The organism is Sphingopyxis sp. L1A2A (genome assembly GCF_005502465.1).
Lineage (GTDB): Bacteria > Pseudomonadota > Alphaproteobacteria > Sphingomonadales > Sphingomonadaceae > Sphingopyxis.
This window is the reverse complement of record NZ_SCOT01000016.1, coordinates 46,931-62,025: the sequence shown is the minus strand read 5'-3', so window position 1 is coordinate 62,025 and position 15,095 is coordinate 46,931. Positions and strand designations below refer to the sequence as shown.

The 15,095-nt window shown below is 64.7% G+C and carries 12 protein-coding genes; 8 read left to right on the top strand and 4 right to left on the bottom strand.

What is annotated here, in order from left to right:
• Nucleotides 1–1,672, bottom strand: a 1,672-nt coding sequence (locus tag FFS68_RS11120; RefSeq protein ID WP_137753269.1) for a D-aminoacylase, incomplete at its 3' end; no start/stop codon positions are given.
• Nucleotides 1,665–2,249: an XRE family transcriptional regulator gene (locus FFS68_RS11115; RefSeq protein ID WP_249340127.1), complete on the bottom strand. Its 585-nt coding sequence runs from the start codon at nucleotides 2,247–2,249 to the stop codon at nucleotides 1,665–1,667. The genes FFS68_RS11115 and FFS68_RS11120, both read right to left, overlap by 8 nt.
• A 180-nt stretch (nucleotides 2,250–2,429) precedes the next feature.
• Here FFS68_RS11115 and FFS68_RS11110 point away from each other — a divergent pair, with 180 nt between their 5' ends.
• From FFS68_RS11110 to FFS68_RS11075, 8 genes are all read left to right on the top strand, one after another.
• Nucleotides 2,430–4,409, top strand: coding sequence for a serine hydrolase domain-containing protein (locus tag FFS68_RS11110; protein WP_137753267.1), 1,980 nt, complete (start codon nucleotides 2,430–2,432; stop codon nucleotides 4,407–4,409).
• Nucleotides 4,409–5,413 carry a dipeptide epimerase gene (locus FFS68_RS11105; protein ID WP_137753266.1) on the top strand — a complete coding sequence of 335 codons (1,005 nt, stop codon included), beginning with the start codon at nucleotides 4,409–4,411 and terminating at the stop codon, nucleotides 5,411–5,413. The genes FFS68_RS11110 and FFS68_RS11105 overlap by 1 nt, the downstream gene beginning before the upstream one ends.
• A gap of 87 nt (nucleotides 5,414–5,500) precedes the next feature.
• Nucleotides 5,501–6,643: a membrane dipeptidase gene (locus tag FFS68_RS11100; RefSeq protein ID WP_137753265.1), complete on the top strand. Its 1,143-nt coding sequence runs from the start codon at nucleotides 5,501–5,503 to the stop codon at nucleotides 6,641–6,643.
• 4 nt (nucleotides 6,644–6,647) lie between these two features.
• Nucleotides 6,648–8,834, top strand: coding sequence for a TonB-dependent receptor (locus FFS68_RS11095; protein WP_171003836.1), 2,187 nt, complete (start codon nucleotides 6,648–6,650; stop codon nucleotides 8,832–8,834).
• A 20-nt stretch (nucleotides 8,835–8,854) separates the two neighbouring features.
• Nucleotides 8,855–9,895: a DUF1611 domain-containing protein gene (locus FFS68_RS11090; protein ID WP_137753263.1), complete on the top strand. Its 1,041-nt coding sequence runs from the start codon at nucleotides 8,855–8,857 to the stop codon at nucleotides 9,893–9,895.
• A complete protein-coding gene (locus FFS68_RS11085; protein WP_137753262.1) occupies nucleotides 9,892–11,028 on the top strand; it encodes a hypothetical protein in 1,137 nt (378 codons plus the stop codon). Before FFS68_RS11090 ends, FFS68_RS11085 begins: the two co-directional genes overlap by 4 nt.
• Nucleotides 11,025–12,602: a serine hydrolase gene (locus tag FFS68_RS11080; RefSeq protein WP_137753261.1), complete on the top strand. Its 1,578-nt coding sequence runs from the start codon at nucleotides 11,025–11,027 to the stop codon at nucleotides 12,600–12,602. The genes FFS68_RS11085 and FFS68_RS11080 overlap by 4 nt, the downstream gene beginning before the upstream one ends.
• Nucleotides 12,599–13,780, top strand: coding sequence for a dipeptidase (locus FFS68_RS11075; RefSeq protein ID WP_137753260.1), 1,182 nt, complete (start codon nucleotides 12,599–12,601; stop codon nucleotides 13,778–13,780). The genes FFS68_RS11080 and FFS68_RS11075 overlap by 4 nt, the downstream gene beginning before the upstream one ends.
• On the opposite strand, the gene FFS68_RS11070 is transcribed toward FFS68_RS11075, so the two are convergent.
• Together FFS68_RS11070 and kdpC are read right to left on the bottom strand one after the other, a co-directional pair.
• On the bottom strand, nucleotides 13,781–14,491 hold the full coding sequence (locus FFS68_RS11070) for a response regulator (protein WP_137753259.1): 711 nt from the start codon (nucleotides 14,489–14,491) through the stop codon (nucleotides 13,781–13,783).
• A gap of 9 nt (nucleotides 14,492–14,500) precedes the next feature.
• Nucleotides 14,501–15,088, bottom strand: coding sequence for a potassium-transporting ATPase subunit KdpC (kdpC, locus tag FFS68_RS11065; RefSeq protein WP_137753258.1), 588 nt, complete (start codon nucleotides 15,086–15,088; stop codon nucleotides 14,501–14,503).
• Nucleotides 15,089–15,095: the final 7 nt, after the last annotated feature.

The following is a 15,095-nucleotide window of genomic DNA, read 5'->3' as shown; positions in this document are numbered from 1 at the left end:
AGAGACAGCGCCCCGGCGTCGCACCGCTATGCTCGCCGCCGCGCAGCACGGCGACGCCGTTGACGAACACGTCGCGCATCCCGACCGAATATTGGTGCGGATCCTCGAACGTCGAGCGGTCGGCGATCGTCGCCGGATCAAAGACGACGACGTCGGCATAATAGCCGGGCCGGAGCGCGCCGCGGTCTTGGATCCCCAGATTTGCGGCGGGCAGGGTGGTGAGGCGGTGCACCGCCTGTTCCAGCGAAATCAGCTTCTCGTCGCGGACATAGCGGCCGAGCAGCCGCGCGAAATTGCCATAGGTGCGCGGGTGCGCGCCCGATTTCAGGAAATCGCCCTCGGTCGCCTGCGACGCGCCATCGGAGCCGAAACTCATCCACGGCAGCTGGACCTGTTTGCGGACATTGTCCTCGGACATCAGGAAATAGACGGTGCCGACGCGCGATCCGTCCTCGACCACCAGGTCCATCGCGGTTTCCTCGGGCGACTTGCCGCGCATCGCCGCGACCTCGGCCAGCGTCTTGCCGGTCAGCGGCTTGAGCGCGGCATTTTTGAAGCCCGACAGGATCATCTTGTCGGCGCCCGCGCCGAGATAGAGATTTTCCCAATCGCTACCCGGCTGCTTCATCTCGGCGGCGACGCGCGCACGGGTCGCCGGGTCTTTCAACCGCCCGATCCATGCTTCCAGCCCGCCTGCCTGGACCCAGGTCGGCATCGCCGCGTCGAGCCCCGTGGCGCCCGCGGTGTAGGTGTACATATCGGTGGTGATCCGCTGCCCCGCGGCGCGCGCGGCCTCGATCTTTTTGACTACCGAGTCCAATTTGCCCCAGTTGCTGCGCCCCGCCATCTTGAGATGATAGATTTCAGCGGGCGCGCCCGATCGCCGTGAAATGTCGATCAGCTCGTCGACGGCTTCCTCCAGCCGGTCGCCTTCGGAACGCATGTGGCTGATGTACATGCCGCCGCATTTGGCGGCCTCGCTGGTCAGCGCGACCAGCTCGTCGGTTTCGGCATAGGAGCCGGGGGCATAGATCAGCGAGCTGCCGACCCCCATCGCGCCTTCGTTCATCGCCTGCCGCACCAGAGCGCGCATCCGGGTCAACTGCGCGGGGGTCGGGTCGACGTCGCCCTCGCCCAGTTCGTGGACGCGCACCGTCGCGGCGCCGACAAAGCTCGCGACATTGGTCGATACGCCGCGTTTTTCCAGATAGCCGAGATAATCGCCGAGGCTGGTCCATTCGATCGGGAATTGCAGGTCGCCCTGCCGCTCGGTTTCTTGGCGCTTCATCGCCGGGCTCAGCGGTCCCATCGACCAGCCTTCGCCCATCACCTCCAGCGTCACGCCCTGCCGGATGTCGCTCTGGCTTTTGGGATCGATGATCAGCGTTTCGTTTGCCCAGCTGAGCATATTGATAAAGCCCGGCGCGACCGCCATGCCGCGCGCCGCGACTTCGGTGCGTCCGCTGCCGTCGACCTTGCCGACCGCGACGATCCGGTCGTCGTTGATCGCGACATCGCCGACGATCGGCGGCTGCCCCGACCCGTCGTAGAGCGTGCCGCCGCGGATTACGACGTCATAGGCGGGCGCCGCGACCTGCGTCGTCGCGCAGCCCGACAGCAGCAGCGGCGCGCTCAGCAACCAAAGCGGGCGAAGGCGAGCGCGCTTAGCCATGGAGGCTCATCAGCGAATCCATCAGTCCGTCGTCGGCGCTGGAACAGACGCCGAGCACCAGCGCCTCGTCAAAGCCGTCGGCGACGACATAGGCATGGCCCATCGACGAATCGAGATAGATGCCCTGGCCGGTCTTGAGTGCGACGGGGTCGTAAAATTCGGTGTGAATCTCGATCTCGCCCTCCAGCACATAGATGAATTCCTCGCCCTGATGGCGGACCAGCTCGCCGAACTCGCTCGCGCTGTGGGCGCGGATGCGGGTGATGATCGGGATCATCCGTTTCTGGCGCAGGTCGGTGCACAGATAGTGGTAATCATAATTGTCGGTGGTGACGCGCACCGCCTGATCGATCGTGCCGACGCTGCGCCGCCCGGTGACGCGTGGCGCCGCGTCGCCATCGTCTTCGGCAAACAGGTCGGACATGCGGATGCTGAGTCGCTGACTCAGCTGCTGCAGCTTGTCATAGCTGAGCGTCAGCCGGTCATGTTCGACCTTCGACAGCGTCGAGACCGGAATGCCCGATTTCGCGCTCATCTCCTTGAGCGTCCAGCCGTTTCGCGAGCGAATGCTCTTCATCACGGTACCCAATGTGGGTGGGGCCGCACGAGCCGCCATCAATTTTTCCATTCCATGTTTGACAATTTTCTAATCAGGATCATTATGTCCCTATTGGGTTAACGGTTGTTGACCCTTGGTAAGGGGTCGCGCGACTTGCTGCAAGGTCAGACAGGACGCGCCGGACAAAAGGGGAAAGTGATGCGTTTCATCCGTAAGGCGATGATCGGGCTGGCGGCGCTCGCCGCGCTGCCATTGGCGGCGCAAGGGCCACTGCCTGCACCGACGGCGAAGAAAGTGGAAACCGCCGCGGCGGCGGCTCCTGCGGCGCCGACCAGGCCGGTGACGCTCGACGCCGCCGACCTCGAAGCGTGGATGGACGGCTATCTGCCCTACGCGCTCGAACGCGCGCGCATCCCCGGCGCGGTCGTTGTCGTCGTAAAGGACGGCCAGGTCGTGCTGCAAAAGGGCTATGGCTTTGCCGACGTCGCCAAGCGCGCGCCGGTGCTGCCCGAAACCACCATGTTCCGCCCCGGTTCGGTGTCGAAGCTGCTGACCTGGACCGCGGTGATGCAACAAGTCGAGGCGGGCAAGATCGATCTCGACAAGGATGTGAACGCCTATCTCGATTTCAAGATTCCGCCCTATCAGGGCCAGCCGGTGACGATGCGCAACATCATGACCCACACCGCGGGGTTCGAGGAATCGGTGCGCCACCTGATCAGCAGCGATCCGAAAGCGGTGATGACGCTGAAAGAACAGATGCCGCTGGCGCTGCCGCAGCGGGTGTTCGCGCCCGGAACGACCCCCGCTTACTCCAACTATGCGACGGCACTCGCAGGCTATATCGTCGAGCGCGTGAGCGGCGAGCCGTTCGATAACTATATCGAAAATCACATTTTCACGCCGCTCGGCATGACTCATTCGACCTTTCGCCAGCCGCTGCCGGCGCGCCTGGCGCCGCATATGGCCAAGGGCTATCCCGACGTGACGCAAAAGGCGAAACCGTTCGAGATCGTCATCCCCGGTCCGGCGGGCAGCCTGTCGGCGAGCGGCGCCGACATGGGCAAGTTCATGATCGCGCACCTGAACGATGGTGCCGGGCTGTTGAAGCCCGAAACCGCCAGGCAGATGCATGATTTCAGGGCGCCCGGGGTCGGTCCGCTCAACAGCATGGCGCTCGGCTTCTACGAACAATGGGTCAATGGTCGGCGCGCGATCGCGCATGGCGGCGATACCGTGTGGTTCCACTCCTATCTGTGGCTGTTCCCCGCGGACGACATCGGCGTCTATGTGTCGATGAACAGTGCGGGGACGCAGGGCGACGCGGGGGCGGTGCGCAGCGCGCTGTTCCACAAATTCGCCGATCGCTATCTGCCGGGCGAGGACAAGGCGGGGCTGGTCGACGCCAAGACGGCCGCCCAACATGCCCAGATGATGGTGGGCAATTATGTCAGCAGCCGCGGGTCGTTCACCAACTTCATGAGCCTGCTCGGCCTGTTGGGGCAGGCGAGCATCACGCTGACCGAGGATGGTAAGATCAGCTTCCCGGCGCTCGACGGCCTCGGCGCCGGCGCGCGCGATTGGGTCGAGGTCGAACCCTTTGTGTGGCGCGACCGCGGCACCGGCGAACGCCTCGCCGCCGAGGTCAAGGACGGCCGGGTGGTGCGCTTCAGCGTCGATGCGGGATCGCCTTTCATGATCTTCGAACCGGCCCCGGCCAGCGTCAATTCGGCATGGCTCAACCCGGCGCTCATCGCGGCGCTCGGCATCGTTCTGCTCGCCGCGCTCGCCTGGCCGGTGCGGGCGCTGGTCCGGCGCAGCTTCAAGGTCGATTTCGCGCTGCAAGGTCAATCGCGGCGCGCCTATCGCCTGTCGCGCATCTTTGCGTGGCTGGTGCTCGCGGCGCTGGCTGGCTGGCTCGGCCTGATCGCCGCCTTCTCGGCGGACATTGGCAGCCTGGGCGGGCCGCTCGACTGGCTGATCCACCTGCTGCGTGTCCTCACTCCCGTGGCGAGCTTCGGCCTGCTGGTTACCGCAGGCTGGCACCTGTGGCTGACGATCAAGGACAAGCGCCGCTGGACGATGAAACTCGGCGCCATGTTGCTCATCCTTGCGGCGCTGGTGCTGGTGTGGGTGACAATCGCCTTCAACCTCTATGGCTTTGGAATGGTTTATTGATGGCGACGCAAAGCATCAAGGAACTGACGCTCGACCTGCGGGTCGAGCGGTTTCCCTACCACCAGCCGTTCCGCATTTCGGGGCATGTCTTCACCGAAACCGCGCTGCTCGTCGCCGAGCTGTCCGACGGCACGCATGTCGGGCGTGGTGAAGGCGCTGGGGTCTATTATCTGGGCGACGACATCGACCATATGCTGGCCGAAGCGACGCGCGTGCGCGGCGCGATCGAACGCGGCGCGACGCGCGCCGATTTACAGCAATTGCTGCCGCCGGGCGGCGCACGGAATGCGCTCGACTGCGCCTATTGGGATCTGGAGGCGAGGCAGGCGGGGCGGCCGGTGTGGGAGCTGGCCGGATTGAAACCGCCGCGCGCGCTGCCCTCGACGCTGACGCTTGGCGCCGACAGCGCGGGCAATATGGCGAAGGCGGCGCTGGCGATCGATCCGGAGGCACCGATCAAGGTCAAGCTGACCGGCGATCTGGGTGATGACATCGCCCGCGTCGTCGCGATCCGCACCGCACGCCCGCACGCGTGGATCGGGGTCGATGCCAATCAGGGCTATGACATTGCTACGCTGGCAGAGCTGCTGCCGGTGCTGGTCCAGACCCGCGTCGCCCAGCTCGAACAGCCGCTGAAGCGCGGGCGCGAGGCCGATCTTGATGGGCTGAAAAGGCCGCTGCCCTTCGTGGCTGACGAAAGCGCGGTAACGCTTGCCGATACCGCGACGCTGGTCGGCCGATTCGACGTCGTCAACATCAAGCTCGATAAATGCGGCGGGCTGACCGAGGGGCTGGCGATCGCGCAGCAGGCGCGGAAACTGGGGCTCGACGTGATGGTCGGCAACATGATGGGGACCAGCCTGTCGATGGCGCCGTCGTTCGTCCTCGGGCAGCTGTGCGACATCGTCGATCTCGATGGGCCGACCTTCCTGGCGCGCGATCGGGTGCCGGGCGTCGAATATCGCGGCGGGATGATTCACTGCCCGCCAGAAATTTGGGGATAATGACAATTTTATGTCCTAAATGGGTTGACAATTTTCTGATTAGGACAATAGTCGTCATATTGAAATTTAGGTGAGAGGGAGGCTGGAATGACCGGGTCATTCGCAGTAACGCGCCGCGCGGTCATCGCGGGCGCGGTCGGCGCCGCCTTGTCTGCGCCGATGGTGAACAAAGGAAGCTATGCGTTCGCCGCGGCGCCGGGGCGCCGCTACTCGCGCCGCGCGGTCGATCTGGTGGCCGCGTCGCTTGTCATCGACATGCTGGCGCCGCTCAAGATCACGCTGGCGGAGGATTATGTCGCGCACCGGCTGACCGACGCCGAAGCCGCCGAATTTCGTGCCAGCGGCATCACGGGTTTTCACAATGCCTATGGCCTGGGCGGCCCAGATGCCAAGCAACAGGCGCTGACCTTCCTCGCGGGGTGGCAGGGCTTTGCCGGGCGCAACAGCCATGTGTTCACGCTGGTCGACACCGTTCAGGATCTCGATCGTGCCAAGGCGGACAAGACATGCGCCGTCATCATGGGCATCCAGAATGCCGAGCATTTCGAGAAGATCGAGGATGTCGCGCTGTTCCGCCGCCTTGGCCTGCGCTGCGCGCAGCTCACCTATAACAGCCAGAATATGATCGGTTCGGGTAGCACCGAACGCGTCGATGGCGGCGTCAGCGACTATGGCGCTGCGATCATCGCCGAAATGGATAAGCAGCGGATGTTGGTCGATGTCTCACATTGCGGCGACCAGACGACCCTTGATGCCATCGCGATCGCCAAGGGACCGATCGCGATCACCCACAGCAACGCGCGCGCGCTGGTCGATCACCCGCGGGTCAAAACCGACGCGGCGATCAAGGCGCTGGCGGCTAAAGGCGGGGTGATGGGCATAACCGGGGTGCGCATGTTCGTGCGCACCACCGATCCGACCAATGTCGGGCATATGGCCGACCATATCGACCATGTCGCCAGGCTGGTCGGGATCGATCATGTCGGGATCGGATCGGACGCCGATCTGCACGGCTATGACGACATGAAGCCGGACGAATATGCACTGCTCAAGGGCGCCTACAAGGGCAGCTACGCCTTTCGCGACAAAATCGACATCGACGGTTTCGATCATCCTTTGAAGGTCTTTGACCTGACCGAGGAACTGATCCGCCGGGGATATTCAAATGACAACATCACCGCCGTGTTGGGGGGCAATTTCCGCCGTCTGCTCGCGCAAGTCTGGGGGTAAGACAATGAACAAGGCACTGTATTTCGCGGCGAGCATGGCCGCACTGATCGCCGCGATGCCGGCGCAGGCGCAGGAAGCGGGCGCGGTTGAGGCGGCAGGCGAGATCGTCGTCACCGCGCAAAAGCGGGTCCAGAATGTGCAGGACGTGCCGATTTCGATCGCCGTCGTGAATGGCGAAGAGCTCCAGCAACAGGGCTCGGCATCGCTGGTCGACTATGCGGGGTACGTCCCCGGCATGAATGTCAGCAACAGCGGCACGCCCGGGCAGACGACGATCACGCTGCGCGGCGTCGCGCCGCTCAATGCCAGCCAGACCGTCGGCATCTATCTCGACGATGCGCCGGTTGGGTCGAGCGCGATCTATAACCGCGCGGGAGCGTTCACGATCGACCTGATGCCCTATGATCTGGAACGGATCGAAGTGCTCAAAGGGCCGCAAGGCACGCTTTATGGCGCCAGCTCGATCGGCGGGCTGGTGAAATACGTCACGGTCCAGCCGAACACCAATGCGTTCAGCGTCAAGGCCGGGGTCGAGGGGTTCGCGATCAAGGGCGGCGACGGGCTCGGCTGGGGCGCGCAGGTGATGGTCAATGTGCCGATCGTGCAGGACAAGCTTGCGGTCAGCGGCAGCTTCGCATGGCGCAGCACGCCGGGCTGGGTCGATACCGTCAACAATGCTGCGCTGAAGGACCAGAATGACTATGAACAGCGCGGCGGCCGTGCTGCCCTGTTGTGGACCCCAACCCCCGAATTCAGCGTGAAGCTGGCGGGCATTTGGCAATCGCTCGATTCACAGGGCAACGCGCTTTATGCCGCCGACCTGACCGGCGCGCGGCTTGGCGACGGACGCTCGTTCAACAATTTTGTCCCCGAATCCTTCGACATCGATCTCGACTATTATTCGGCAACGCTCGATTATGATTTCGGCGGCGCCACGCTGACCTCGGCGACGACCTACAGCAAGACGCAGAGCGCGCAGGTGCAGGATGCCAGCTATGCCTTCGGCGTGCTCTTCCCGCTGCTCACCGGCGGCGCGGTGCCGCCGGGGATCACGCCGTTCCTGCTCGATCTGGGCCTGAAGAAATGGACGCAGGAAGTGCGGCTTGCGTCGCCCAGCGGCGGGCGGTTTGAATGGCTGATCGGCGGCTTCTTCACCGACGAGACAACGAGCAATTCGCAGCTTGTCCGCTCGTTCGATATGGCGGGCAATCCGATCTCCGGTCTCGATCCGCTGGCGATCGTCGGGCTGCCCGCGACGTACAAGGAATATGCGATCTTCGGCAACGGCACGTTCAAGCTCAGCGAGCAGTTTGAAATCACGGGCGGGCTCCGCTGGGCGCGCAACAAGCAGACGTTCCGGCAGATCAGCTCGGGCGCCATTGTGCCGCAGGCCGACGATCCCGGCGAATCGGCCGAAAGCGTGTTCACCTATTCGATTAGTCCGCAGTTCCACATCAACGACGACGCGATGCTCTATGCGCGCCTGGCGACCGGTTATCGCCCCGGCGGACCGAATGTCATCGTTCCCAACGTCCCGCCGACGGTCGATGCCGACCGCATGAAGAACTATGAAATCGGGCTGAAGGCCGACTTCGCCGATCGTTTGGTTTCGGTCGATGTCGCGCTGTTCCTGATGGACTGGACCGACATTCAGGTCGTGCGCTCGTTCGGCGGCGTGTCGGGCGGCGCGAACGGCGGCAAGGCACGGAGCAAAGGGATCGAGGGTAGCTTTGCGCTGCGTCCGACCCCCGGCCTGACGATCAGCGCGACGGGCAGCTATACCGACGCGGTGCTGAGTGAGGACGTACCTGACATCAGCGGGGTCGACGGCGACCGCTTGCCCGCCGTGCCGAAATTCAGCGGCGCGCTGCGTGCCGATTACGAATTCGATTTGGGCGGCGGCAACAAGGGCAGCTTCGGCGCCGGCATTCGTCACGCCAGCAACCGCCTGTCGCTGGTCGAAAGCGATCCGCTGGTGGCCACCGCGAAGCCCTACACGTCGGTCGACCTGAATGCCTCGATCACCTTCAACGATCATTGGACATTGCGTGCTTATGCTCGCAACCTGCTCGACAATCAGGGTGAAATGGCGCGATCGACCTTTGCCAACGGGCTCAATCAGCCCAGCTTCCTTGGCATTTCGCCGCTGCAGCCGCGGACCGTGGGTGTCGCGCTCGACCTGGCTTATTGAGCGGATTGGAGTTGGAAACGATGAACGCGCCCACCGGCAGGCTGGAGAGCAGCCTGACCCTGCCGCAGCCCTATCTGCTGTTCCTCGGCGACACGACCGAGGCGGGCTATGCCAAGACCGCCTTTGGTCTGGCCGATTGGGCGGCCGATCGCTGCGTCGGTGAGCTAGCGATCGGCGGCTGTACCGTCACCACCGGCCTGCCGCCGATGTCACCCGCCGAGGCGCGGGCGGCTGGCGCGCGGTCGCTGGTGATCGGGGTGGCGAACCAGGGCGGGGTCATCGGCGACAGCTGGATCGCCGCGCTGGTCGATGCGATGGAGGCTGGACTCGATATTGTCAGCGGCCTGCACGTCCGGCTGGCGAGCCTGCCCGCGCTGGCCGAAGCGGCGAAGCGCACCGGCCAGCGGCTGATCGACGTGCGCACCCCACCGCCGTCCATCCCGATCGGCAACGGCCGCAAGCGCAGCGGCAAGCGGCTGCTGACCGTCGGCACCGACTGCGCGCTCGGCAAGAAATATACCGCGCTGGCGCTGCACCGCGCGTTCGTCGAGCGCGGGATCGATGCCGATTTTCGCGCTACCGGCCAGACGGGCATCATGATCGCGGGCGGCGGGATGCCGATGGACGCGGTCGTTTCCGATTTCGAGGCGGGGGCGGCGGAGATTTTGAGCCCAGATGCGCCTGAAAATCATTGGGATCTGATCGAGGGGCAGGGGTCGATCTTCAACCCCGCCTATGCCGCGGTGTCGCTCGGCCTGCTGCATGGCAGCCAGCCCGATGTCTTCGTCGTCTGCCACGATCCGACGCGCAAGGTGATCCTGGGCATGGAAAGTTTCGCGCTGCCCTCGATCGAGGAGGTCATCGACCTGACGATCCGGCTCGGCAGCCGAACCAACCCGGCGATCCGCTGCAGCGGGGTCAGCCTGAACACGTCGAGTTATGACGCCGATGCTGCCGAAGCACTGATGGCGGCGGAGCGGGAGCGGCTGGGGCTACCGGTCACCGACCCGATCCGCGGCGGCGCATCCTTCGACGCGCTCGTCGATAAGTGCCTCGCATGAATGTCAGCGAGACGGGCAGTAAGTCGAGCTGGTTCCAGCGCTTCCTGCTGCCCGGGCTGGCGCTGAAAGCGGTCATCATCGGCGGTGGTTATGCAACCGGCCGCGAACTCGCCGAATATTTCGTACCATCGGGGCCATGGGGCGGGCTATCGGCGATGCTGCTTGCGACCTTGATCTGGAGCGTCGTCGCGGCGGTCACCTTCGCGCTGGCGCGCAAGATGGGCGCCTATGACTATCGCGCCTTTTTTCAGGGACTTCTTGGTCCGGGCTGGGTCGCGTTCGAGCTGGCCTATCTGATTTTCGTCATCCTGATCCTGGCGGTATTCGGCGCCGCAGCGGGCGCGATCGGCGCCGCGACCTTTGGCTGGCCCGAACTTGCCGGTTCCATATTGCTCGCGATTGGCATCATCGCCTTCACGGCCTTCGGCACTGATACCGTCGAGACGCTCTTCAAATATGCCTCGATGCTGATCTATGCAGTTTATGCGCTGTTCCTGATCTTTGCGCTGACCAGTTTCGGTGGTCTGATTGCCGAAGGGTTTTCCAATGCGCCGCCGCCGTCGGGCAATTGGGTTGCGGGCGGGCTGACCTATGCGAGTTACAACATCGTCGGCGCGGTGATTATCCTGCCGGTGCTGCGCCACCTGACCAGCCAGCGCGATGCGGTGGTCGCGGGCATCATCGCCGGTCCGCTGACGATGCTCCCCGCAATCCTGTTCTTTGTCGCGATGATGGCCTTCTACCCCGCGATCGGCGCCGAGACGTTGCCGTCCGATTTTCTGCTGCGCCAGATGGCGGTGCCCGGGTTCCACATCCTGTTCCAGCTGATGATCTTTGCCGCGCTGCTCGAAAGCGGAGTCGGCGCGATCCATGCGATCAACGAGCGGGTGTCGGGGGTCGTCGAAGCGCGTGGTCGCCCACTGCTGGGTACTGGCGCGCGCGCTGCGATCGGCAGCGTCATCTTAATCGGCTGCATGTTCGTTGCGGCGCGCATCGGCCTCGTCGATCTGATCGCCAGCGGTTACCGTTTCCTCGCCTGGCTGTTCCTGATCGTCTTTGTCGCGCCGCTGCTCACCATCGGCCTCTGGCGTTTGCTGCGCCCATCCGTCATTCCAATGGAGACCATCCCATGAAAGCCGTCCGCCTGCTTGCCCTGTCGCTGATGCTGTCGGTCGCGGCGCCCGCTTGGGCCGAACCGCCCAAGGACATCGTGGAAACGGTCGAAACCTTGCGCCAGAAGATCGGTGCGCCCGGCGTGTCGATCGCCATCGTCGAGGATGGCAAGACGACGCTGTCGCGCGGCTGGGGCGTCCGCAAGCTCGGTGAGCGCGCGCCGGTCGATAAACAAACGCTGTTCCAGACCGGTTCGACGGGCAAGGCGATGACCGCCGCGGCGCTGGCGATCCTCGTCGACGAGGGCAAGATCGCATGGGACGATCCGGTCATCAAACATATGCCGTGGTTCCGCATGCACGACGCGTGGGTGACGCGCGAGATCACGATCCGCGACCTGCTCGTCCATCGCAGCGGGCTGGGGCTGGGGCAGGGCGATTTGATGTTCGTGCCGCGCACCAACCTCACCCGCAAGCAAACCGTCGAGCGCGTCGCCTACCTCAAGCCGCAAACCAGTTTTCGCTCGGCCTATGCCTATGACAATATCCTCTACGCGGTCGCGGGCCAGTTGATCGAGGAGGTCACCGGCCAGACGTGGGAGGTGTTCATGCGCGACCGCCTGCTGCGCCCCGGCGGCATGAAGGATGGGACGACCGACAGCGAGGACCGCTTTCGCATTCCCAACCGCTCATGGCCGCATGCGCGGCTGTCGGGACCGCTGCGTGGTCTTGGTCCGCAGCAGGCGCTGGATGAACGTGACGAACTTGGCCGCAATGGCGCGCCCGCGGGCGGCCTCGCGCTCAGCGCCGACGACATGGCGGCATGGCTTAAGGTCCAACTGGCTTACGGGGCGCTGCCGAGCGGCAAGCGGCTGTTCAGCGAGCAGCAGGCCAAAGAGATGTGGGCGCCGGTCACCCCGATGCCGATCACCCCGCTGCCCGACAGCTTGAAGCCTGCGCAGCCGAACCAGCAGGCCTATGCATTGGGCTGGCAGGTGCAGGATTATCGCGGCCACCGTATCGTCCAGCATAGCGGCGGGGTGTTCGGGTCGATTACCCGCGTCGTGATGATCCCGGACAAAAATGTCGGCTTTGCGATCATGATGAACAGCGAAGACAGCGGGATGCTCCTCGGCCTCTATTTCGACCTGCTGGACCATTATCTCGATCAACCCGACTATGGCTGGATCGACAAATGGGAGAGCTGGTATCAATCGCGCCTCGCGGGCGGAGTGGAATATCTGAAGCAGACGCAGGCCTCGCCGGTCAAATCGGGGCCGTCGCTCGCGCTGCCGGGCTATGCCGGGCGGTATCGCGATCCCTGGTATGGCGATGTGGTGATCGGGTCGGCGACGAACGGGCTGACGATCGACTTTACCTCGACCCCGCGGATGGCGGGACGGCTGAAACATTGGCAATATGACAGCTTCGTCACCGATTTCGACGACCCGGCGATCGAACCCGCTTATGTCACCTTCGCGCTCGATGCCGAGGGCAGGGTGACCGGGGTGACGATGAAGGCGGTGAGCAAGATTGCCGATTTCAGCTGGGATTATCATGATCTCGACCTGAAACCGGTGGAGGACAAGAAGTGAAGCCTTTCGCGATCCTGCTGGCCGCAACCGCGCTCTCTGCGTGCTCGACCGGCGAGGAAGCGGTGAAAGCGCCGGAGGCACCGCTGCACAGCCGGATGCTGGTGCTCGACACCCACCTCGACACCCCGCTGCATTTCGAGCGGCAGGGGTGGAGCTTTGCCGACCGCCACGGCCCGACCGACGACATGGTCCAGATCGACATTCCGCGGATGCAGGACGGTAATCTCGATGGCGGATTTTTTGTCATCTACACCGAACAGGGGGCGCTCGATGCCAAGGGCTATGCCGACGCGCTCGCCTTTGCGCGCGCCCGGTCGGACCTGATCGACGCGACGATCGCCAGGCATAGCAACCTGATTGGTGCCGCGCGCACAGTCGCCGATGCGCGGACGCTAACCAAGACGGGCAAGCTGATCGCCTTCAAGTCGATGGAAAACAGCTATCCGCTGGGCGAGGATTTGGCGTTGCTCGCCGAGTTTCACCAAAAGGGCGTCCGCATGGCGGGGCCGGTCCATTCCAGGACCAACCAGTTCGCCGACAGCGCGACCGGCGAGGCGCGCTGGAACGGCCTCAGCCCCCTCGGCAAGCGGTGGGTGGCGGAGATGAACCGGCTCGGCATCGTCATCGACGCCAGCCATGCCTCGGATGCGGCCTTTGATCAGCTGCTGGCGCTGTCCGAATATCCGATCATCCTGTCGCACTCCAGCCTGCGCTCCACCAACGATCATCCGCGCAATCTGGACGAAGCGCGGCTCAAGGCGCTCGCGGCTAAGGGCGGCGCGATGTGCATTTCGACGATCTTCATGTCGGACATGAACATGACCCCGGCGCGCGCCGCGTTGTTCGGACAATATGAGCGCATCGGCACGCTGGCGCCCGCCGAGCAGGCCGAGCTCAACCGCAAATGGCGCGCGCTCGACAAGGTCGAGCCGCTATGGGCGGCCGATTTCGAGCAATATATGACGATGGTGCTGCGCGCGATCGAGGTCGGCGGGGTGGACCATATCTGCTTCGGCGCCGACTGGGACGGCGGGGGCGGCCTGACCGGGATCGAGGATATTTCGGCGCTGCCCAAGGTGACCGAGCGGCTGAAAGCGGCGGGCTATTCGGACGGCGATATCGAAAAAATGTGGAGCGGTAACATCCTGCGCATCCTGGCGGCGCAGCAGGCGCGCTGATCAATCAGGCTTGGCATTGCGCAGCGACAGGCGATAACCCACCGCGAGTTCGTTGACGATCAGCCGCGGGCGCGCCGGATCGACCTCGAGCTTCTGGCGCAGGCCGCGCACCGCGATCCGCAGATATTCGACGCGCTCGGCATGCGCCGGTCCCCACACCGCCTTGAGCAGCTGCGCGTGGCTGAGGACGCGATCGGGGCGCTGCGCGAGTTCGGCGAGCACGCCATATTCCTTGGGGGTCAGGTGCACTTCGGCACCGCCGCGCTCGACTCGGCGGTGGTCGAGATCGACGCGAAGGTCGCCGGTTTCGATCACCGAAACCACTTCGCCCGCTGCGCTCGCCCGCTGATGGCGCAGCGTCGCCCGGATCCGCGCCAGCAGTTCGTCGGTGTCGAACGGCTTGGTCAGATAATCGTCGGCGCCCAGGTCGAGCGCGGCGACCTTTTCGGCGCTGTCGTCGCGCGCCGACACCACGATGATCGTCGCCGCCGACCGCTGGCGAACCGGGCCGATCAGTTCGAGCCCGTCGCGGTCGGGCAGGCCAAGGTCGAGCAGCACGACATCGGGTTTTTCGATGTCGAGCAACGCCAGCGCCGAGCGCGCATCGGCTGCCTCGGCCACCTCATGCCCGGCGCGCTGCATCGTCGCGCGCAGCAGCCGCCGGATATGCGCGTCGTCCTCGACGATCAGGATTTTCGCGGGGCCCGGCATCGCACCGCTTTAGCTTTGCGGGCGGGCGCGGTCGAGGGCGCGATTGAGCAGCAGGACATTGACCCGCGGCTCGCCCAAAAAGCCTAGCGCCGGATGTTCGACGGCGGCCGCGACCGGCGCGCGGACCTGCGCGGCGGGAAGGCCGCGGGCCGCGGCAACCCGGTTCACCTGCGAAAAAGCCGCCTCGGGGCTGATATGGGGGTCAAGCCCCGAGGCAGAGGTCGTCACCAGGTCAGGCGGGACAGGAGAGCCCGGTGTCGTTTCGGAAAGTTTGGCAACGTCGGCTTTGACGCGGTCGGTCAGCGCCTGCGCGGCAGGGCCGAGGTTCGAACCCGCCGAGGCGGCGGCATCATAACCGTCGGCGCCGGCGGCGGAGGGGCGGCCGTGGAAATAGGTCGGGCCGACAAATTTCTGGCCGATCAGTTCAGACCCGACGACGGTGTCACCATCGCGGATCAGGCTGCCGTTTGCTTGCGCCGGGAACAGCGTCTGGCCGATCCCGGTCATCGCGAGCGGGTAAGCGACGCCGAGCAGCGCGGCAAAGAGCAGGGTCAGCACCAGCGCGGGGCGAATGGCGGATTTGAGGTCGTTGAACATCGATTGG

What these genes read in the sequence shown, in the direction of transcription:
- FFS68_RS11090 (WP_137753263.1), top strand. Translation starts at nt 8,855, where the DNA reads ATGAACGCGCCCACCGGCAGGCTGGAGAGCAGCCTGACCCTGCCGCAG.
- FFS68_RS11080 (WP_137753261.1), top strand. Translation starts at nt 11,025, where the DNA reads ATGAAAGCCGTCCGCCTGCTTGCCCTGTCGCTGATGCTGTCGGTCGCG.
- FFS68_RS11105 (WP_137753266.1), top strand. Translation starts at nt 4,409, where the DNA reads ATGGCGACGCAAAGCATCAAGGAACTGACGCTCGACCTGCGGGTCGAG.
- FFS68_RS11070 (WP_137753259.1), bottom strand. Translation starts at nt 14,491, where the DNA reads ATGCCGGGCCCCGCGAAAATCCTGATCGTCGAGGACGACGCGCATATC.
- FFS68_RS11110 (WP_137753267.1), top strand. Translation starts at nt 2,430, where the DNA reads ATGCGTTTCATCCGTAAGGCGATGATCGGGCTGGCGGCGCTCGCCGCG.
- FFS68_RS11095 (WP_171003836.1), top strand. Translation starts at nt 6,648, where the DNA reads ATGAACAAGGCACTGTATTTCGCGGCGAGCATGGCCGCACTGATCGCC.
- FFS68_RS11100 (WP_137753265.1), top strand. Translation starts at nt 5,501, where the DNA reads ATGACCGGGTCATTCGCAGTAACGCGCCGCGCGGTCATCGCGGGCGCG.
- FFS68_RS11115 (WP_249340127.1), bottom strand. Translation starts at nt 2,249, where the DNA reads ATGAAGAGCATTCGCTCGCGAAACGGCTGGACGCTCAAGGAGATGAGC.
- kdpC (WP_137753258.1), bottom strand. Translation starts at nt 15,088, where the DNA reads ATGTTCAACGACCTCAAATCCGCCATTCGCCCCGCGCTGGTGCTGACC.
- FFS68_RS11085 (WP_137753262.1), top strand. Translation starts at nt 9,892, where the DNA reads ATGAATGTCAGCGAGACGGGCAGTAAGTCGAGCTGGTTCCAGCGCTTC.